The organism is Nostoc sp. LPT (genome assembly GCF_017115165.1).
Lineage (GTDB): Bacteria > Cyanobacteriota > Cyanobacteriia > Cyanobacteriales > Nostocaceae > Nostoc.
Genome location: NZ_JABXKF010000010.1, coordinates 1 through 19046, shown reverse-complemented (window position 1 = coordinate 19046; position 19046 = coordinate 1). Strand labels below are relative to the sequence as shown.

Sequence of the window (19046 nt, the reverse complement as noted above, 5' to 3'; positions counted from 1 at the left end):
AACTCAGAATTGGGGAAATTAAATTTTTATCTATCACCAACTTACTTAGTTGCAATAAAATTAGTTTGTAAAGCAGGCGATAAACCTGCTGTTTTTTAATATTCAATTGTCAAAAATGCTTTTTACTTATAAACGCACGGTTCGCTTTCAAGATACTGATGCTGCTGGAGTAGTTTATTTTGCTAACGTTTTGGGTATTTGCCATCAAGCTTATGAAGAATCTTTAGAAGCATCAAGTATTAATCTCAAAGATTTTTTCACTAATCCGTCTGTGGGGTTTCCCATTGTTCATGCTAGTGTTGATTTTTTACGCCCTATATTTGTCGGGGACAAGTTGTTTATTAGCTTAATTCCCCAAAAAATAGGTGTTGATAAGTTTGAAATTACTTATGAAATTACAGTGGGTGAAGTAGTAGTTGCTAAGGCTATTACTAGGCACGTTTGTATTGATGCGAGTAGTAGAACTAAGCAGGAATTACCTGATGAGATAATCCAGTGGCTGGAAACGAACCGCAGAGACGCAGAGGGCGCAGAGAGAAGAAAGTCGAGAGAGATTATGTGATCGAATTTTGGAGGAATTCTGTGGCTATTTGCTGTAGCTGTTGGCGGTTAATTTTACCTTGAGAGTTACGAGGTAAGTTTTGCTGAGGAATCCAATATTTAGGAATTTTAAATTTGCTGAGTTTATCTTTGAGTAAGGTTTGGATTTTTAAGGCAGAGGTATTTGATTGTCTAGGAATGTAAATCGCTGTTAATGCTTGTCCCCACTGTTTATCTGGGATGCCGATGACACAAATATCGGCAACCATTTGAGTTGCTTGTATAGCTGATTCAATCTCTATTGGGTAAATATTTTCTCCACCTGTAATAATTTTATCGTTGTTACGTCCGACAATATTTAAATGACCTTGGTCATCTAAAAAACCTAAATCATCTACTTGGAAATTATCTTGATTTTCTCTGGTTATCGGATAATAACCAAGAGCTAGAGATTGAGCATAGATAGTTATGTTTCCTATTTGATTGGAATTTAAAATCTTGCCTTGCTGATTGCGAATAGTTACTTTTGCATGGGGAAGAATTTGACCACTGCTTATTTTACCGCTCAGAAAATCATCTGGTTTGAGGGTAGCAATTTGAGAGGCTGTTTCTGTCATGCCATAGGTTGGTGCTAACCGGATATGATGAAATCTGGTTTTTTCTAGTAGTTCGCTCCATGCTGGCGCACCTCCCAAAAGTACAGTATTAAATTGGGATAGCCATTCAGTTAATTCTGGATTTCCCAAGAGGCGTTGTAACTGTGTTGGTACTAAAGATATGAAAAATTCTGATTTTTTAATATTCAATATTTGACCTTTTTCTACTGCTTTGAATGGTTGAATAGCCAGTTTACCTCCGGTGGTGAAAGAGCGCATAAATTGCATTAAACCGCTAACGTGATGTAGTGGTAATACACAAAAGGAATTGACTTGCTTTAGTTGAAAGTATTTTGTAAATCCTTGTACAGATGCCGCAAGAGTTTCCCAAGTGTGGATGGCAAACTTAATCTGTCCCGATGAACCACCTGTGGGAATCATAATCGTTGGGCATTGGGCATTGGGGAGCCAGTGCGTTGGGCGGCTTTGCCGACTTGAAGCAACTGGCGTCATTGGGCATTGGTAATTCCCCATTCCCTGTGCCCCATGCGCCATTCCCAAAATAATATCTGGTTTTACTAAATCAAAGACTTGTTGCCATTCTTGTGTTCCCCAGTCGGGGTTACAAAGAAAAACTGGACAATTAGCTGCACAAGCGGCAATAAAACTGGCTAAGAATCGCACTGGTTCGCGTTCAGCTAAGATGATTTTTGGTGGTGTTCCACACGCTGATAACTGTGTTAGTTCTAAATACAATTCTTGAGCTATTTGATGAAATTGATGGCTGTTGTAATCAATAAGCCAATCATGCTGAAGTAAGTTATTAAGACAGTCTAAAGGTTGTTCCATAGACTTTGAAGCCATGTATCTTCTTGTTCAAAAAAATGGTCGATGCCAAAGCCAACTGCCCTGTTGTTTTGGGATAATTCGGCTGCTAGTTGAAGTGCTGCTTGTCTTGCGATCGCAGTTTCAAATACTGATGAAAATACAGCATCAATTTTATGCTGTTGGCAAAACTTTCTCAGACGAGATGGCGATCCAACGATCCCAGGCTTAATCACAAAAATCCCTCGCCAACCTTGTTGATGACAGGCGGCGAGTTGCCCAAGTGTGGCGACAGATTCATCTAAGGCGATCACAGTTTCATAATTCATACTCAATTCCAACATCCCCTGAAATTGCTCAACAGGTAGCGGTTGTTCGATAAATTCAATTTCTAAGGGTAGTTCTTCATTTGCCTTGAGATTGTCGCAAGTCCACAGCCATAAGTTAGCTTCTTCATAGCTGAGTCCACCGTTAGCGTCTAATCGCAGTTTGGTAAAGGCTGGTAAGGTGTGTATCAATAACTCAAAAATTTTTAGTTCATGAGCGATCGCATCCACACCAATTTTCCACTTAAACGTGCGATATCCCTTTTGCCATAGGGTTTCCCATTGATTCAAAGCCGCTTTCCCCGCTGGTAATAAGCCACTGAAAGATTGGGCATGGGGTATTGGGCATGGGGCATTGGGCATTGAAAAGAATTCACTTCCCCACTCCCAGGCTGACTCAAAACCAAATTGACAAGCTGGTAACTCATCTGGGATGGAGAAAATTATCTCGTCTGTGATTTCTCGTGGGAGTTGGCGACAAAAATCTAAGGCTTGTTCTAGGGTTTCGGAACCGAACCAGCTAATGGGGGCGATTTCTCCCCAGCCGACTTTACCTGATTCATCGTTAAGGCGCAGAATAATACCTTCACGAATATTCCAATTTCCATGATTAGTGGTAAGCGATCGCAAAAATCTTCGCTGATATGGACGAAATTCAAATCTGTAGTCATTAGTCATTAGTCAAGAGTCATTAGTTATTTTTCCTCTGTTCCAATGCCCCATGCCCCATGCCCAAATGTATTGCTAAAGCAGAAATCCCAAACCGAACAGCAAGCAAGCCCAGAAATGCACAGCTACAGCGATGAATTTACAGTTACTAACTCTGTCGGGGTGGTTGTGATTTTCTTGAACGTGGCGGCATAATTTGACAGCAAAGGGTAAACTTACCCAACTTAATAACGTCCAAGCTGGAGAAATTCCCAATAGCACAAATAGTAAGGTGAGGGGATAAATGCTACCAGTAAACCAAACTAGGAGTTGAGCGCCTTTTTGGGTTCCGAGACGAACGATAGGCGATCGCTTGCCTGCGGCTATGTCATCCTTAACTTGGTGAAAGTGTGAGCAAAACAAAATTAAGGTTGTGGCAATCCCAACAATTACTGAGGCTGCTAAACTTGTCATTGACCAAGTTTGGGTTTGGCTATAAGATGCTGCCTCCACTGCTAAGGGGCCAAAGGCAAAAAAACAAATAATCTCGCCTAAACCCTGATATCCTAAGCGAAAGGGAGGCCCTTGGTACGTGTAGCCTAAACCGCAGCATAGTAGAATGATACCGATAACAGTTAGGTCTTGTTGCCAAAAGGCGATCGCTAGTATGCCTAGCAACCCTAAACCTAAACACAAATTTCCTATCCAAAATATTAATGGCTTATTGCCTGTTAAGTTCACTAGAGAATGGTGCTTATTTTGATCAATACCTGTTTCAGAATCAAACACATCATTACTGATATTTTCCCAGGCAAGAATTAAGATTGCCGCAGCGACAAAAGTAGAAAATACTACACCATTGAAAATTTTAGTTTCGGCAAATGCTACTGCTGTTCCTACCCAAATGGGCATAATGGCAACGCTATACATTGGTGGTTTAATCGCTGCCATCCATAACTTAGTGTTGGGATATAAAATTTGCTTGGTAGTCATCAGTTGTGATTAATTAAATTACCGGAATATTACTCACACTTGAGATTTTATGATTTCAAGAGACGTTAGATATGGGTGATATATAAACAACTGTTACTTTTACTATGGCTTGTTAACTTTGTGTTGTTAACACTCACCTTCACGTTGCAGTCTCAGGATGAAACTGTCTTATCATAGTCTGAGAACACCACAAATAAAGCAAACCCTACGCTGGTGAAATGGCAACTTAATATGTTACCTGTAAAAATACGACCACGATTAATTACACTTTAGGAAGTTAACTTAAAAAAAATTTACTATCGTTAAATCCATGACAGTTTTACCATGTCGTAGCAACTTCTTTGTAGAGCACAAAGATTTATATCAATTTCTGGTAGCAGTGCAAGAAAAGTGCGTCAAAAATGATTGCAAACAAATTGTCAGTATCTCTCAAGAAATTGATTTAGTTGACCCTTTACTTGTATTGGATAAACTTACACAAGCAAATGAAATAAATTTTTACTTTGAGGACAGAGGTAAAGGAGAAGCGATCGCAGCAATTGATGCTGTAGCAAAATTACAGATTGATGGCTCAGACCGTTTTAGTCAAACAGAATATTTTATCAAATCTTGTCTAAAAAATATAATTAATTTTGGTAACGCAAACCAACCTTTTTCTGGGCCTCACTTTTTTTGTTATTTCAGCTTTTTTGATAAAAATGCCCAAGTAGATTATCCATTTCCATCTGCTACCATTTTTCTTCCACGTTGGCAAGTAGCCGTAAAAAATCAGCGTTGCATATTAGTAACAAATATAATTATCAATGCAAATGTAAATATTGAAAAATTGTTGGAAAATATTCAAAATAAAATTGAATTTATCCAATCTTTAGAATATTACTCTGCTAATATTGATTACTTCGGAGGAAACTTCTATAAAAAATCTGTAACGAATGCTACCCAATTTAAACGTTCAGTAGTATCTGCTTTAGAAAAAATTCGGTCTAGCCATTTAAGCAAAATTGTATTAGCAGATATATTAGATGTAAAGTCAAACAACCACTTTAGCTTAGTTAAATCATTAAATAATCTTAGACAAAACCATCCTAATTGTTATATTTTTTCTACAAGTAATGGCAAAGGACAAAATTTTATTGGTGCAAGTCCAGAAAGATTAATTAGTATCAATAATCAACAGTTAATCACTGATGCTTTAGCTGGTTCTGCACCACGAGGTAAAACCCCTGCTGAAGATGCAGCTAACGCCAATCGCTTACTAAATAGTGAAAAAGAAAAGCATGAACATTCCCTAGTGCTTGATTTTATTACACAACGCCTATCCCAGTTAGGTTTATTACCGCAAATATTAGCACCACGGCTGCGACAATTATCGAATATCCAGCATTTATGGACACCAATCAGTACTATGGTTCCCACTGACATACACCCATTAAAGATTGTCGGACAATTGCATCCTACGCCAGCCGTTGCGGGTGCAGCCCAAGATGTAGCTTGTGCCGAAATTCGTCGTTATGAAAGCTTTGAAAGGGGTTTATATGCTGCACCTTTAGGTTGGATAGATTCTCAGGGGAATTGTGAGTTTATTGTGGGAATTCGTTCAGCATTAATTGATGGCGATCGCGCGAGATTGTATGCTGGTGCTGGTATCGTGGCTGGCTCCGATCCTGACAAAGAGTTTGCAGAGGTGCAACTTAAACTTCAGGCATTACTGAAAGCGTTAGTTTAAGGACAATATATTTTATACTACGATATTCTCAGTCGCCTAGAACCAGACCGCCGCTTGTATCTTGCTATTCGTCAACAAACATACTCAGAATTGTTCCAAGAACCAATTGGTAAGATATTGATAGAAAATCAGCGTCTTTGTTTACTTGTCTTTGATTCAGAACTAGAGGTGATTCTAGAATGGATACCTTAGATAATTATCGCCAAATAATTGAAAAAATATTAGCCGAATATGCCCAACTTCCCTACGCTTATGGAGAACTAGAAAGACAGCTAATTATTGATGAAAATGCAAACCATTACCTACTACTCACACTTGGCTGGGAAAACAAACAAAGGGTACATGGGTGCCTTGTCCACATTGATATTATCAACGATAAAATTTGGATTCAAAAAGATGGTACCGAAGATGGTATTGCTAACGAATTTGTCAGTGTCGGCATTCCTAAAGATCGTATTGTTCTAGCCTTTCAACCTACCGAAGTAAGAAAGTATACTGATTTTGCTGTTACATAAATTTTAAATCTGGCGATCGCGCCAGATTGTATGCTGGTATCGTGGCTGGCTCCGATCCTGACAAGGAGTTTGCACAGGTGCAGCTAAAACTTCAAGCTTTACTGAAAGCCTTAGTTTAACATTCAAAAAAGGACGTTTTTAAATAGACTATTTGAGTTGATTTTAATTATCCAAAGAATTGTAGGCTTCATTCAGTTTGGTGGCTGACTCTTCTAATAAGCGTTGTTCATCAGGATTTCTTGGTAACACCAGTTGGCGCTCAATACCTTGGGAGCTAATGATACATGGAAGTCCAAGAACAACTTCACTACCAACTCCATAGTTAGAATCTGCTCTCACCGATACTGGAAATATCTGCTTTTCATCTCGCAAGATGGTATCAACTAACTGACAAACTACTGTTGAGATGCCATAGCTAGTATTTCCTTTACGTTCAGAAATGTTATAGCCTCGCCTACGGGTTAACTCTGCGTACTCTTCCTGAATTTGTTCCAGCGTTGCTCCTTGTGGGATAGGAAATTCAGTTAACGCGATTACCCCAATAAATGCACTAGACCAAACGATAAATTCACTGTCTCCATGCTCTCCAATCACATAAACATGAACGTCTTGTTTATTAACGTTCAGTCGCTTACCAAGTTGATATCTCAGTCTAGCAGTATCAAGAACGGTTCCCGAACCAAAAATTAGGTTTTCTGCTCTTGTAGAATTGGCGATCGCAATCCGTGTTAATACATCCACTGGATTGCTAACAATAAGTATGATTGAATTCGGTGCAACTCGATCCAATTCTTTTATTGTTGAACGCATGATCTCTGCATTATCGCTCAATATATCTAATCGGCTTTGTCCTTCTTTTTGCTGCACCCCAACAGTCACGACAATCACATCAGAATCAGCTAAATCTTCATACCGATCTGACGCTATAATTTCCATCTCTTGAAGTAGAGGAATAGTGTCTTCAATATCCCATGCTTGCCCCTCAGCTTTTGATAAGGTTCGGTCAAAAAGGACGACTTTTACACATTTACCAAGTAGCACTAAAGCATTTGCTACGTCTGCACCCACATTCCCTGCACCAATGACACCGACTTTAGATGTTTTACTACTCATGCCAAATCTATTTTTTTGTAACTGGGCCAATAGGTTAATGTTAACTCCAGAACTAATCCTTTCGAGTCAAGATTCTTGAAGCGATCGCTTCATCTCAAAGATTTGATGTGTTGACGCATGACAGAATTGATGAGTGTTTTGTGTTTGACACTTTGGAATTGAAACCAAGCTATGATTCTGAATCAATCTGAATTAAATTCTGTGCTTGAGTTGCTGGCAATCTCAACATTGCCTTCTCGAAAAACTCATCGTTTAATAATGGAATATTCAGAATAATCAATGTCGTCATCTGACATCGATTCCAATGCTTCCCAATTAGGATGTGAGATATTGTTCAAATCGTTGGCGCTCATTATGTTTTAGTTTTACTATCGTAGATGCTTTATGAAAATCGAAGTGGTAAAAGCTACTCAACAACAGAAGTCAGTGCTGTGTAATTTAATGGAACTATACCAGTATGACCTGAGTGAAATAGAAGCTAAAGATGTAGATACCTGCGGCTTGTTTGGTTATCGATATCTTGATTACTATTGGACAGAACCTGAACGACACCCATTTCTGGTTAAAGTTGATGAGAAACTGGCAGGGTTTGTACTTATTAATCAGCATACATACCTTTATCGAGATAACGCTGCTAGGTCTATTGCTGAGTTCTTTATCCTCAAAAGGTATCGAAGTCAGGGCATTGGTGAACAGGTAGCTACTCAAATTTTTGACCAGTTTCCTGGCAGTTGGGAGGTACGGCAGACTGCTTTGAACTTAGGCGCACAAGCCTTTTGGAGCAAGGTAATTAGTCAATACACTAATGGAGCCTTTGACGAGGTTTTTTTAAATGATCACCGATGGCATGGCCCAATTAAAACTTTTGACAACTCAGAAAAACTATTAACATAAAAAATACACCGATTTATCCGGTGTATTTTTAGCGTTACTAAAGCCCATAATTTTGAGAATCTTTTACACAAAATCCTGATGAGTAAAAGCTTTCGCATTCGCCCCAGTGTAAGTAGCTACAATATGACCATCGCCAGTCATTTGATATTTGTATGTGACTAATCCTTCTAAACCAACGGGGCCGCGGGGAGGCATTTGTTGCGTACTAATTCCTACTTCTGCGCCGAAACCATAGCGGAAACCATCAGCAAATCGGGTAGAACAATTGTGAAATATATTTGCTGAATTTACTAATCCAAAGAAAGTTTCAACAGATGTTGAATCTTCAGAGATAATCGCATCGGTATGACGAGAACCATATTCGTTAATATGAGCGATCGCATCTTCTAGAGAGTCTACAATCTTGATCGACAAAATAAAATCGCTATACTCAGTTTCCCAATCTATTTCTGTTGCAGCTACGATATTAGGCAAAACTTCCAATGTGCGTTTATCGCCTCTTAATTCTACATGGCATTTTTGCAAAGCCTCAGCAACTTTCGGTAAAAATTCTCTAGCAATTGATTGGTGAACTAGCAAAGTTTCAATCGCATTACAAACAGCAGGATATTGTGCTTTAGCATCGACAGTAATCGGAACTGCTTTAGAAATATCGGCGGCTTTATCTATATAAAGATGACAAATTCCGTCGGCGTGACCTAGTACCGGAATGCGCGTATTCTCCTGTACAAATCTGACAAAGGAATTAGAACCTCTAGGAATAATTAAATCTACATACTTATCTAATTTCAAAAGTTCTAGAGTTTCTTCTCTAGTTGTTAGTAAGTGTACCGCATCTGGGTTAACAGCAGTTTGAGATAATCCCTGTTTAATTGCCTTAACTATCGCTTCACAAGAACGCACTGCTTCCTTTCCACATTTGAGGATTACACCATTTCCCGATTTGATTGCTAAAGAAACAATTTGAATCGCCGCTTCTGGACGGGCTTCAAAAATAATCCCCAAAACACCTAAAGGACAGGTTATGCGCTTCAGAATTAAACCAGTGTCAAGTTCGCGGTGAATCTGGACTTTACCAATTGGATCGGCTAGCTTACCAACATCTCGTACCCCAGCGATCGCATCTCTTAATTTATGTTCATCCAACTGCAAGCGCTTATAAAGTGGTTGGGGAATTCCTTCAGCAGTCGCAGCTTTACAATCAGCAATATTTGCTTGTAAAATTTCATCTTTAGCTGATTCTAAAGCTTGAGCGATCGCCACAAGTGCTTGATTTTTTGCCTCAGTGGAGAGAATCGCTAGCTTACTTGCAGCTTGACGGGTTTGTCCTGCGATCTTAATTAGGGGAGAAGCAATATCAAGAATAGTCGGAGAAGCAATATCAAGAATAGTCATAGTACAAATCTTTACTTTCTCTTCATCTTATCAGTCTCAGGTTATGTTCATCATTCGTCTTCCTCCAATCGGGTGAACCATTTGGGTAATCAATAATTACTCTGATTGGGTGAAGCAAGGCTGGTTCAAAACATTTATTCTCTAAATATCACAACACAAGGCAAAGAGGTAGTAAGTTTACAGCGTCAAAAATATTGTGAGTATTATTACAGGTTTTATTTGAAAATCTAAACATGATTTATGCGTTCCTCAGGCTAGAGAGACATAGTAATATATGTTTCTCTAGCCTTTTACTTAAGTAAATATTTTATACTGTCATTATTTAAATTTTTCCGAAATTGCAGTGACGATCGCTGAATCTATTGAGTATTGATAGATCAAATACCACTCCTTCACTAGGGAGATTCTATGTCATTGCAATCTGCATTAGATGCCTTAAACCAAAAACGTTATCAAGAAGCGGTTGAATTACTCGAACAATTCTGCCGCGATTGTGTTGAACACAATTCCTCAGATTATCTTTCAGCACAGATGTGGCTGATCAAAGCCTATCAAGCCACAGGCGAAATCGAAAAAGCCAAGGCTCTGTGTCAAAAGTTAATCATCAGTGAAAACCCACAGGCTCGCAGTTGGGCAGAACAAGCCAGTCAATCCTTCCGCCAAACGCCATCTAACGCTAGCCAAAAAGCTGGTCGCGCCGCTACTACTGGGATGAAATTAGCGATGGGGGGTGTGGGTGGTAGTTTGGCATTAGCTTCTGGTGTCACCATGACCTTGCTGTTTGGTATGGTGTTGGCTTTAGGTTTGAGTTTAGTATTTATTTTGGGTAGCGATAATCCACTCCAAGGATTAGCGATCGCTATTGGTATTACCCAAATTTTTAATATCGCCGCCTTTTTCTTGTCTCCATTTCTTATGGACTTAACTCAAAGCTGGCTTTACCAAACTCACTGGGTAGAGTTGGCAGAAGTTGAAACCCTCAGTCCAGAGACAGCTAAAGTTATTCGCCAAGTCTGTGAGCAGAAAAAGCTGAAAACGCCTCGTTTGGGAATCATTAATGACCAAAACCCCACAGCTTTTACTTATGGCTCATTGCCGAACAGCGCCCGTCTAGTCGTCAGTCAGGGACTTTTCACATATCTTGATGACGATGAAATTGCTACCGTTTACGCTCACGAATTGGGGCACATAGTCCACTGGGACTTTGCAGTGATGACAGTAGCTTCTACCTTAGTGCAAATTTGTTACTTGATTTACAGCACAGCTAGAAGATTTGGGCGCGGCGGTGGTGATAGCAAAATCAAAGATGCGATGCAAACTGCTGCCTTAGTTGCTTACGTATTTTATATCGTCGGTACTTATCTACTGCTGTACCTCTCTCGCACACGAGAATACTTTGCTGACCACTTTGCAGCTGAAAGTACGGGTAATCCCAATGGATTATCTCGCGCTTTGGTGAAGATTGCTTATGGGATATTAGAAGAAGGTTCGCGCACACAAGAACCCAGCCGTTTAATTGAAGGAACTCGCGCCTTGGGTATCTATGACCATAAAGCCGCCGCTTCCACAGGAACCGCCTACCGCATTGCATCCGATACCCAAAAAATTGGTCGCGTCTTTCTGTGGGATATGTTTAACCCTTGGGGTTGGTGGATGGAGTTAAATTCCACTCATCCCTTGACAGGCAAACGAGTTCGTGCATTAAGCACATACGCCGAACAATTGGGTTTACCCACTGAGTTTGATATGGGGCGAGTTATTGGAGAAGGTAAAAGTCTTAATAAGAGTAGACTTTACGGCAACTTCTTTTTAGATGTTGTATTGTACGGTGCTGAAACAATTGGTTTCTTTGTTGGCTTGGTAATGGGTGTGATTCTGTGGTCAAGTTCGCCAAATACAGGTTTAGTATTGGGTGCGCCACTAATTGGCTTAGGAATTGGAATTCTCATCAAAGCCTTGGTGATGTTTCCCGACTATAAGCAAGCACCAGAAACCGATATTCTCACCCTGATGTCAGACCCTTATGCCAGCCCGTTACGTGGACAACCTGCAAAACTGGAAGGTCAACTTATTGGTCGTGGCGACGCTGGTTATAAATTTGGTTCCGATTTAAAAATTCAAGATCGTAGCGGAATGCTTTATCTGCATTACGCCTCACGCTTTGGCCCCATCGGCAATTTTCTGTTTGGCATGAAGCGAGTCCAAAGCTTGATTGGCGAACAAGTTGGGGCTGTGGGTTGGTTCCGTCGAGGTGTTGCGCCTTGGATGGATTTGATTCAACTCCAGAGTGAAAATGGCACTATTGTCAACAGTTACCATCGCTTCTGGTCATTCATCCTTGGCGGTGGATCGATTATCCTGGGAGTGGTCTTGACTATGTTTTTGAGTCGCAGCTAGCTGAGTTTCTAGTTTGCTGTCAAAGCATTTTTCAGTCCATCCAAGCTTTAATTTATCAGGAGGTAGTTAGTAACTGCCTCCGTTTTTTTTGAAGGGGCAGGGGGCAGGACAGTTTCGGGGTTCGCATTTGCTATTTTGGCGATCGCATTTGCTATTTTGGGGTTCGCATTTGCTATTTCGGGGTTCGCATTTGTTATTTCGGGGTTCGCATTTGTTATTTCGGCGAACTCATTTGTTATTTTGGCGATCGCATTTGCTGTTTCGGGGTTCGCATTTGCTGTTTCGGGGTTCGCATTTGTTATTTTGGCGAACTCATTTGCTGTTTCGGGGTTCGCATTTGCTATTTTGGCGAACTCATTTGCTGTTTCGGGGTTCGCATTTGTTATTTTGGCATTCGCAGGTTTTACGGGAGCTTAATTGTGCATTAAACATAAGTCAAAATTGGCACAACTAAGTTACTGATTACAGCAGTTTTCATGTATTTAAACCACATCTGTTGTAGGGGCGCAAGGTCTTGCACCCTTAAACCTGAAAAGAATTGGTTTTGTGACAACTCTCACCGCTAATTGCAAGCAATGTAGCGGGAGCATCTCAAATTCACATAAGAGACTTGCTGTTTCATAGGCTGGGTATCCCTTAAGCCTCCACAGCCAGGAATCGGTAGTCCAACCGATCCACGTTTCAAAAGATTCAATGCACTGTTCCAGTCACGGTCAATAATTAGTCCACAAGAACAGCTATGAACACGAATTGCAAGAGTTTTCTCGACTCTCTCACCACAACTTGAACAGTTAATACTCGTACCTCTAGGGTCAACTCCAAGTGTCAGCTTGCCGCGTTTTACCGCTACTGCTTGCATAATTTGGAGGAACGCGCCCCAGGACACATCTAGTATTGACTTTGCTAGTCGTGTTCTAGCTAATCCTCTAATGTTCAGGTTTTCAAAAACAATCAAATCATAGGAGTTAATTAACCAATGAGAAACATGATAATGAAACTCTTTCCTCTGCCTTGCAACGTGCAGATGAAGTCTAGCTACCTTATTGGCAAGTTTTTGATAGTTCTTAGATCCCTTTGTTTTACGTGCAAGATGGCGTTGCCTACGAGCTAATGTCGCCTGCGCTTTCCGGTAATACTGCGGTACTTCAATACTTTGTCCATCAGCAGTAGTCAAAAACTTCTCCAACCCAACATCTATACCTGTGGCAGAATTGATTTTATCAATAGACTTTGCATCGGGAACAGTTTTATGTTCCAAAGAAAAACTACAATACCAACCATCGGCTTTACTTGAAATTGTCGCCTGTTTAATCTCAAAACCATCTGGAATTGAACGGTGTAAGATAACCTCAATCTCACCAATCTTGGACAGTTTGAGAATATTACCTATTAAGTGTGCGCCAGCTTTTGGTGAATTGACACGGGGCCAGGTGAATGAACTTATATCACCACGCTTTTTAAATCGTGGTCTTCCTCCCCTTTTTCCAAACTTATCAGGTATTAGCCACCGTTTCCAAGCCTTGTCCAACCGCATTAAATTTTGTTGTTGGCAATCGGCATAGATGTTTTTGTAGTCGGGGAATAGTTCTTTAGTTCGCTTGAGGTCAGTTGCTTGTGTATAGTAATCTGCTTTATCTGGTATCTCACCAATTGGCTCAGAAACCAAGCTACATCGGTCAATTTGCGACCTTGTACGTCTTAGCCAGTCCAGTCTTTCCTCAAGTGCGTAATTCCAATGATGACGCAGTAACTCTCCCCAAGTTTCAAGAATGACAACTTGTTCGGGAGTGGGATTGAGTTTGTACTGATAAGTTAGTAGCATATAGTCATAATACCAAGGTGTTACCCTCAGTGAGCTTAAGTCTTATGTTGAGAAGCAAAACAGTCCAAACAATTAAAGAAATTGCTGACTTCAGGGGTGTCGAACCCCACTCAGCCAGCCCTCCTATCCCCCGTCTTTGCCAATCGGAGTACCGATGTGGCGGGAGTACCCCGGAGGTTTAGATGGGGGTAACGAACATGATATTTGATACAACGTAGGCATGATAAATAGATTATGCACACAACCCTAAGAAAATTTTGATGATGAATGCGATCGCTAGTAGATTTCGCCAACTTATGGCTGGGAAAAACAGCCCAATTGGCAGATATGACTTAAAAAACAAAACCAAGCGTTCCTTAGCACTGTATACCTGCATAGGATTATTAGGTGGAATTCTGGCATTGTTGTTAATGGCGTCCCCAGGAGTGGCCCAAAAACCACAACTCCAACAACCCTTATTAGTAGCTACACGAGTTATACCGCCTTTTGTGCTATCAAACAAAGGTGAGCTATCAGGATTCAGTATCGACCTTTGGCGCAACATCGCTAACCAAATACGTGTAGAGTCTAAATTTATTGAATATTCTACTGTGCCGCAACTGCTTTCGGCTATTAAGGACAGCAAAGCCAACTTGGGGATTTCAGCCATCTCAATTACAGCCGAACGCCAACAGAATTTTGATTTCTCATTACCTATTTTTGCTGGGGGGCTGCAAATTATGGTAAGAAACCCAGAGAACAACAACAGTGCCTTCCCAAATATTTTGCAATTGTTTTTCTCTGCTACTTTATTGCAGGTAATAGGCGTTGCCCTGGTACTAATTGTAGTAGCAGCCCACATTATTTGGTTATCTGAGCGTCATCACAAAGATGGGATAATTCCCAAATCATACTTTCCTGGCATTTTCAAAGCCTGTTGGTGGGCAGCTGCCACATTAGCAACCCAAGCTGACGAAATGCCCAAGGGAGTAATGGGACGCTTAGTAGGTATTGTCTGGATGTTCATCGGAGTACTTTTTGCCGCCTACTTTACAGCCAGCGCGACTACCTCATTGACAGTGCAACAGCTTCATGGCGATATCAGGAGTATAGACGATTTACCCGGCAAGGTAGTGGCTACAACTGCGGGTAGCACAGCCGCCACATACCTGCGAGAACATAAGATTTCAGTTTTAGAAGTTACTAAGATTGAGCAAGCTTACAATGCTTTGCAAACAAAAAAAGCTGATGCCGTAGTGTTTGATGCGCCTGTACTCCTCTTCTATGCTGCCAATGAAGGCAAAGGAAAAGTACAGATTGTTGGTAGTATCTTGCGTGAAGAAAGCTACGGCATCATCCTGCCCAACAACAGTCCCTACCGCAAACCAATTAATCAGGCTTTGCTAAGTCTCAAAGAAAATGGCACTTATCAATCGCTATATGATAAGTGGTTTGATGCTGAAAAATCTTGAAGAAAGGAGCAGGGGAGCAGGGGGAGCAGGGGGAGCAGGGGGAGATGAGGGGGATAAGGGAGATGAGGGGGAATTATTGAATAAATCTTTCCTTTATCTTTCCCCTCTTCCTTGTCTACCTTGTCTCTTCTCAATGCCCTGTTTGGCCCATTACCGATTCCCTATTCCCCACTCCCTTCTTGAGCAAGTTGAGCTTTTGCCTGTTGCCACAAATTTTCTAACTCATTCAAACTGTAATCATAAAGGGGACGGTCAACAACCGCCTCCATTTTTTCTAATCGCTGGACAAAGCGCTGATTTGTACCTTGCAAAGCGGTGCTAGGGTCAAGATTATGCCAACGTGCTAGCTGAATAACTGCAAATAGTAAATCGCCTAATTCTGCTTGTTGTCGTTCGGGTGTTTCCTCAGCTAAAGCCTGCTGAAACTCCCCCAACTCCTCATGAAACTTATCCCAGACACCCTGAATATTTTCCCATTCAAAACCGATCGCCGCAGCCTTTTGAGAAATCTTCATCGCCGCCGTCAGTGGGGGAAGAGTACGTCCATAACGAGCGAGTTTAGCACTAAATTTTTGCGCCTCTGGAGATGCTTCGCCCTTTTCCGCAGCTTTGATTTGTTCCCAATTTTGCCGCACCTCATCCACACTGGCTACCGACACATCACCAAACACATGAGGATGACGGCGAATCAACTTTTGAGAAATCCCCTGAGTTATTTCTTTGAGAGAAAATTGCCCAGATTCACTAGCGATTTGGGCTTGTAATACCACCTGTAATAATAAATCGCCTAACTCCTCAGCGATCGCACCCTTATCCCCACTCTTAATCGCATCCACCACCTCATAAGCCTCCTCAATCACGAATGGAGTCAGCGTTTGGGCAGTTTGAGCCAAATCCCAAGGACAACCACCATCAGGCTCACGCAACTTCGCCACCACCTCAATCAACTCCTGCAACGCCGCCAAAGTCTCTTCTTGCTTTTCCATACCTCTGCGTACCTCTGCGCTTCCCTTAGCGTTCCTTTGCGTTAAAAAAAAATTATTTCTTCACTCTCGCCCGACGACTACCACCCCTCACTTTCCGCCTCTTAATTTTGCCACTAGGAAGCAACCCCCGAACCCCCTGCTTTTTAAAACGCTTATAAGCCGATCCCCCCCAATCACTAAGAGAATGACTCATCGCACCGAGTTCCAACCCCAAAAACAGGGCGATATATTCAGTATCGTATTGCACGAGCGATCGTCCCACAATTTGTCCAAAATCCTGCCAACTAAAACTCAGATTCCACAACCTTTCGGCAATTACCAAAAGGAAAATTGCCAAAATAGCTAGCAAACACCCCAGATAAAGTATCCGTAGAATCGTGCCGATAATCGGCCCGTGGGATAAAAAAGAACGATGTCGGAGACTTTTTTGATAAGGTAGCCAAATCCAGCGCAAGAAACCCCAGCGTTGGAATTGCACAGAGTAAATATCCAAATCAGGGCCAAACATCAGTCCGCCAAAGAGAAACCCGCCTGCAACCAACAAAGTCGCATTGCTACTGCGAGTCTGCCAAAAAGTAACGCCCGCCACAAACGGCAGAGCATACATAGTAATGCGATCGTGCGTCCGACCAGAGGGCATCCTAAATCTTGAGTGCTGAGTAACTGAATACTGAGTCAGTATAAGAGAAAAAAAGATTTTCTTAAAACTACTAGCGCAATGCGAAATGTTTTGCTATATTGGTTAAGGATTAGTAAAACGTAAAGCGGGCGGTTAGCTCAGTTGGTAGAGCGCCTGCCTTACAAGCAGGATGTCATCAGTTCGAGTCTGGTACTGCCCATTAAATAAATTAAGGCTAGAGACAGCTTAGATGCAGTTTCTAGCCTTTTTGAATTTGTAGTATTTCTTAACTACGGCAGAGGACGCTGGCGAATCTGATCGCGCTGTAATACCGGGAACCGCTCCTCAAATTGCAATCCTTCTATCTCTAGTAAATTTAACAATAGTGTGGCTGGCTCCTCTGGAGTATGGGGGGGAAACCGCAAATAAACCACACCCGTTGGTGATGGTAATCTTAAGCGATAGATGAGTTCGCCGTAGTCGCGATCGAATAATCACTAGTTAATACTGAAGCCAGAAGGTGAGGATGAGACAGATGCGGGCAATGTCCAGAAGGTAGCTCAATGGCATCGACTCCTAAGCGCTTGCGTGCGGCGTAGCGCGACCATATAGGAGATATTATTCGGTCATTGGTACAAACAATATATTTACGCTCAACATGCGGCAAAGCTTTTAGAGGATTCGTTTCAAAAATATATGCCATAGATTGTTGCGAACGACTTTTCGAGATTGCCCACTGTGCTACATCTGGTTGACAATCATGAAAGAAAAATTCCCTTAATACTGCTTCGTCTGAATAATCTTTGCCTACGGAAGCTGGTTCATACATATCAGGCTCATCGTAGAACTGTTCGAGTTTACTTGAGTCTTTTGGCTGGTAATTGAATGATTTGAGAGTATCAGAATCAAGACGATGAGAAAATTGGTCGAGTGTACTGATTCCGGGATATGGAAGTAGCGCAGCCACAAACACTAGTTGACGCACTTTTACCGCTTCTGCAACCAGGGGAATTATCGTACCAGCCATTGAGTGACCGACTAGTACAATATCATCATCAGTTTTTTGCAGCACTTGAATTACTGCATTCGCAAGTTGGGACAAAGTAGCAGATGCATTTTCAATTGGCAAATCCATTGCTACGGTTTTGTGACCCTGTACTTCTAAGTGGGGAATTAGCAAATCCCAACACCAGGTGGCTTGGAAAGCACCGTGAACTAGACAATATAGACTCATATCAATTGAATAGTGGTAATGGTGGACAACTTTTTAACTTCTCTTATTTTTTAGCAAATTTTTAATCTCGATCGGGTAAGTTACATCAGCACCTGCTATATATTCAAACAGCAGTTAAAACAGGCTGAAAAGGTTGCAATAAAATACCCAAAATTTTATTAACTTCTTTAATATAGTATTCAGTCGAATCTATATAAACAGTTGTCCCTTCTAAAAATAAGAATTTCCAGTTAGTTCCACTAGTAACCGATCCATAAATCCGCTCAACTTCATTACCTTGATTTAAATTGAACAGTTGCGCTGCAATCATTGCCGCTACACATTGACCCAGACCGCCGATAATATCTTCTTTTTTCGCTTCAAAAATAAACATTACTGGAGCAGAAATAAATAATTGCTCTTGGGAATTGCTGATTATATAATCGCAAAAACCTTGCAAGCCTAAAGTTGCATCAACATTAAACTCATTTCCAGAGAACAGCGAGATTTGATTATTTAATAATCGTCTGACCTCTGCGAGAATTGGTGCAATTAAAAACTCCGACCTTGCTTTTTCGGTTGAAATTGCAGTTGCTAAAGGGATGTAATCTATTAAAATTGTTCTGAGGGTTTCTGATGGTGTAACAGGTTTTGTATCAGCAAATAAATTCCGAGTTTCATTGAGGGTTAAATCAAAACTCTTTTTCACCTTAGCGAGACTAAAATCGCTGTATAGCATCCTTCCACCTTGTGATTATCTATAGCGCTTCTGGGTTGAGTTCAATAGAGACCTAACCCCCAGCCCCTTCCCTACTAGCGTTGGGGAGTAAGACTCAAAGCCTCTCCCCTCTTAGGGGAGAGGTTTGGAGAGAGGTCATAGACATATTTTTGCAAAAGTGAGATAATACTAATTCTCTAAAAGCTGGCTACAGATGAGATAATAAGATTTAATGAGAAGAGGGATATCCAATGTCAGGGGTCTATCAA

At 41.1% G+C, this 19046-nt stretch carries 20 protein-coding genes and 1 tRNA gene; 9 read left to right on the top strand and 12 right to left on the bottom strand.

What is annotated here, in order from left to right; genetic code table 11:
• Positions 1-115 precede the first annotated feature (115 nt).
• Complete coding sequence (locus HWQ58_RS02170; RefSeq protein WP_292857141.1) at positions 116-562, top strand: thioesterase family protein; 447 nt, start codon at positions 116-118, stop codon at positions 560-562.
• On the opposite strand, the gene HWQ58_RS02165 is transcribed toward HWQ58_RS02170, so the two are convergent.
• The 3 genes from HWQ58_RS02165 to menA form a co-directional block, all read right to left on the bottom strand.
• Positions 555-1985 (bottom strand): 2-succinylbenzoate--CoA ligase, encoded by a 1431-nt coding sequence (locus HWQ58_RS02165; RefSeq protein ID WP_292857169.1) that lies wholly within the window; start codon positions 1983-1985, stop codon positions 555-557. The genes HWQ58_RS02170 and HWQ58_RS02165 overlap by 8 nt on opposite strands.
• Positions 1970-2965: an o-succinylbenzoate synthase gene (locus tag HWQ58_RS02160; RefSeq protein WP_292857138.1), complete on the bottom strand. Its 996-nt coding sequence runs from the start codon at positions 2963-2965 to the stop codon at positions 1970-1972. Before HWQ58_RS02160 ends, HWQ58_RS02165 begins: the two co-directional genes overlap by 16 nt.
• Positions 2966-3031: 66 nt before the next feature.
• Positions 3032-3928, bottom strand: a complete 897-nt coding sequence (gene menA, locus HWQ58_RS02155; RefSeq protein ID WP_292857135.1) for a 2-carboxy-1,4-naphthoquinone phytyltransferase — start codon at positions 3926-3928, stop codon at positions 3032-3034.
• Between the two features lie 310 nt (positions 3929-4238).
• Between menA and HWQ58_RS02150 the strand changes: the two genes are divergently transcribed.
• The 3 genes from HWQ58_RS02150 to HWQ58_RS02145 are packed head-to-tail and all read left to right on the top strand — an operon-like array spanning position 4239 to position 6169.
• The gene (locus HWQ58_RS02150; protein WP_292857132.1) at positions 4239-5654 is read left to right on the top strand and encodes an isochorismate synthase MenF; all 1416 of its coding nucleotides are present in this window, start codon (positions 4239-4241) and stop codon (positions 5652-5654) included.
• A gap of 9 nt (positions 5655-5663) precedes the next feature.
• Positions 5664-5846 (top strand): element excision factor XisH family protein, encoded by a 183-nt coding sequence (locus HWQ58_RS38305; RefSeq protein ID WP_366837208.1) that lies wholly within the window; start codon positions 5664-5666, stop codon positions 5844-5846.
• A complete protein-coding gene (locus HWQ58_RS02145; protein ID WP_292857130.1) occupies positions 5834-6169 on the top strand; it encodes a XisI protein in 336 nt (111 codons plus the stop codon). Before HWQ58_RS38305 ends, HWQ58_RS02145 begins: the two co-directional genes overlap by 13 nt.
• 3 nt (positions 6170-6172) lie before the next feature.
• On the opposite strand, the gene HWQ58_RS02140 is transcribed toward HWQ58_RS02145, so the two are convergent.
• Together HWQ58_RS02140 and HWQ58_RS02135 are read right to left on the bottom strand one after the other, a co-directional pair.
• A complete protein-coding gene (locus HWQ58_RS02140; RefSeq protein ID WP_292857128.1) occupies positions 6173-6295 on the bottom strand; it encodes a hypothetical protein in 123 nt (40 codons plus the stop codon).
• A gap of 36 nt (positions 6296-6331) precedes the next feature.
• A complete protein-coding gene (locus tag HWQ58_RS02135) occupies positions 6332-7312 on the bottom strand; it encodes an L-lactate dehydrogenase (protein WP_292857125.1) in 981 nt (326 codons plus the stop codon).
• 354 nt (positions 7313-7666) lie between these two features.
• On the opposite strand from HWQ58_RS02135, the gene HWQ58_RS02130 reads away from it, so the two are divergent.
• Entirely contained in the window at positions 7667-8176 is a 510-nt protein-coding gene (locus HWQ58_RS02130; RefSeq protein ID WP_292857123.1) for a GNAT family N-acetyltransferase, read from the top strand.
• Between the two features lie 63 nt (positions 8177-8239).
• Here HWQ58_RS02130 and HWQ58_RS02125 read toward each other — a convergent pair whose 3' ends face one another.
• Positions 8240-9571, bottom strand: coding sequence for a glutamate-5-semialdehyde dehydrogenase (locus HWQ58_RS02125; protein WP_292857121.1), 1332 nt, complete (start codon positions 9569-9571; stop codon positions 8240-8242).
• A 408-nt stretch (positions 9572-9979) separates the two neighbouring features.
• Between HWQ58_RS02125 and HWQ58_RS02120 the strand changes: the two genes are divergently transcribed.
• Together HWQ58_RS02120 and HWQ58_RS02115 are read left to right on the top strand one after the other, a co-directional pair.
• Positions 9980-11968: a zinc metalloprotease HtpX gene (locus HWQ58_RS02120; RefSeq protein WP_292857118.1), complete on the top strand. Its 1989-nt coding sequence runs from the start codon at positions 9980-9982 to the stop codon at positions 11966-11968.
• 135 nt (positions 11969-12103) lie between these two features.
• Positions 12104-12385 carry a hypothetical protein gene (locus HWQ58_RS02115; RefSeq protein WP_292857115.1) on the top strand — a complete coding sequence of 94 codons (282 nt, stop codon included), beginning with the start codon at positions 12104-12106 and terminating at the stop codon, positions 12383-12385.
• A gap of 145 nt (positions 12386-12530) precedes the next feature.
• Here the strand turns inward: HWQ58_RS02115 and HWQ58_RS02110 are convergent, their stop codons facing one another.
• Positions 12531-13790, bottom strand: coding sequence for a transposase (locus HWQ58_RS02110; RefSeq protein ID WP_292857112.1), 1260 nt, complete (start codon positions 13788-13790; stop codon positions 12531-12533).
• Between the two features lie 260 nt (positions 13791-14050).
• Between HWQ58_RS02110 and HWQ58_RS02105 the strand changes: the two genes are divergently transcribed.
• Positions 14051-15241, top strand: a complete 1191-nt coding sequence (locus HWQ58_RS02105) for a transporter substrate-binding domain-containing protein (protein ID WP_292857109.1) — start codon at positions 14051-14053, stop codon at positions 15239-15241.
• A 161-nt stretch (positions 15242-15402) separates the two neighbouring features.
• Here the strand turns inward: HWQ58_RS02105 and mazG are convergent, their stop codons facing one another.
• On the bottom strand, positions 15403-16227 hold the full coding sequence (mazG, locus tag HWQ58_RS02100; protein ID WP_292857106.1) for a nucleoside triphosphate pyrophosphohydrolase: 825 nt from the start codon (positions 16225-16227) through the stop codon (positions 15403-15405).
• A gap of 52 nt (positions 16228-16279) precedes the next feature.
• The gene (locus tag HWQ58_RS02095) at positions 16280-16867 is read right to left on the bottom strand and encodes a metal-binding protein (RefSeq protein WP_292857103.1); all 588 of its coding nucleotides are present in this window, start codon (positions 16865-16867) and stop codon (positions 16280-16282) included.
• A gap of 126 nt (positions 16868-16993) precedes the next feature.
• Between HWQ58_RS02095 and HWQ58_RS02090 the strand changes: the two genes are divergently transcribed.
• A tRNA-Val gene (locus HWQ58_RS02090) sits at positions 16994-17066 on the top strand.
• A 70-nt stretch (positions 17067-17136) separates the two neighbouring features.
• Here the strand turns inward: HWQ58_RS02090 and HWQ58_RS02085 are convergent.
• From HWQ58_RS02085 to HWQ58_RS02075, 3 genes are all read right to left on the bottom strand, one after another.
• Positions 17137-17280, bottom strand: coding sequence for a hypothetical protein (locus tag HWQ58_RS02085; protein WP_366837199.1), 144 nt, complete (start codon positions 17278-17280; stop codon positions 17137-17139).
• A gap of 20 nt (positions 17281-17300) precedes the next feature.
• Complete coding sequence (locus HWQ58_RS02080; RefSeq protein WP_292857097.1) at positions 17301-18080, bottom strand: alpha/beta hydrolase; 780 nt, start codon at positions 18078-18080, stop codon at positions 17301-17303.
• A gap of 103 nt (positions 18081-18183) precedes the next feature.
• Positions 18184-18798, bottom strand: a complete 615-nt coding sequence (locus HWQ58_RS02075) for a hypothetical protein (protein ID WP_292857094.1) — start codon at positions 18796-18798, stop codon at positions 18184-18186.
• Between the last annotated feature and the right edge of the window lie 248 nt (positions 18799-19046).

Coding starts and splice junctions, on each gene's coding strand:
- HWQ58_RS02170 (WP_292857141.1), top strand. CDS start 116: ATGCTTTTTACTTATAAACGCACGGTTCGCTTTCAAGATACTGATGCT.
- HWQ58_RS02165 (WP_292857169.1), bottom strand. CDS start 1,985: ATGGAACAACCTTTAGACTGTCTTAATAACTTACTTCAGCATGATTGG.
- HWQ58_RS02160 (WP_292857138.1), bottom strand. CDS start 2,965: ATGACTAATGACTACAGATTTGAATTTCGTCCATATCAGCGAAGATTT.
- menA (WP_292857135.1), bottom strand. CDS start 3,928: ATGACTACCAAGCAAATTTTATATCCCAACACTAAGTTATGGATGGCA.
- HWQ58_RS02150 (WP_292857132.1), top strand. CDS start 4,239: ATGACAGTTTTACCATGTCGTAGCAACTTCTTTGTAGAGCACAAAGAT.
- HWQ58_RS02145 (WP_292857130.1), top strand. CDS start 5,834: ATGGATACCTTAGATAATTATCGCCAAATAATTGAAAAAATATTAGCC.
- HWQ58_RS02130 (WP_292857123.1), top strand. CDS start 7,667: ATGAAAATCGAAGTGGTAAAAGCTACTCAACAACAGAAGTCAGTGCTG.
- HWQ58_RS02125 (WP_292857121.1), bottom strand. CDS start 9,571: ATGACTATTCTTGATATTGCTTCTCCGACTATTCTTGATATTGCTTCT.
- HWQ58_RS02120 (WP_292857118.1), top strand. CDS start 9,980: ATGTCATTGCAATCTGCATTAGATGCCTTAAACCAAAAACGTTATCAA.
- HWQ58_RS02110 (WP_292857112.1), bottom strand. CDS start 13,790: ATGCTACTAACTTATCAGTACAAACTCAATCCCACTCCCGAACAAGTT.
- HWQ58_RS02105 (WP_292857109.1), top strand. CDS start 14,051: ATGATGAATGCGATCGCTAGTAGATTTCGCCAACTTATGGCTGGGAAA.
- mazG (WP_292857106.1), bottom strand. CDS start 16,227: ATGGAAAAGCAAGAAGAGACTTTGGCGGCGTTGCAGGAGTTGATTGAG.
- HWQ58_RS02095 (WP_292857103.1), bottom strand. CDS start 16,867: ATGCCCTCTGGTCGGACGCACGATCGCATTACTATGTATGCTCTGCCG.
- HWQ58_RS02080 (WP_292857097.1), bottom strand. CDS start 18,080: ATGAGTCTATATTGTCTAGTTCACGGTGCTTTCCAAGCCACCTGGTGT.
- HWQ58_RS02075 (WP_292857094.1), bottom strand. CDS start 18,798: ATGCTATACAGCGATTTTAGTCTCGCTAAGGTGAAAAAGAGTTTTGAT.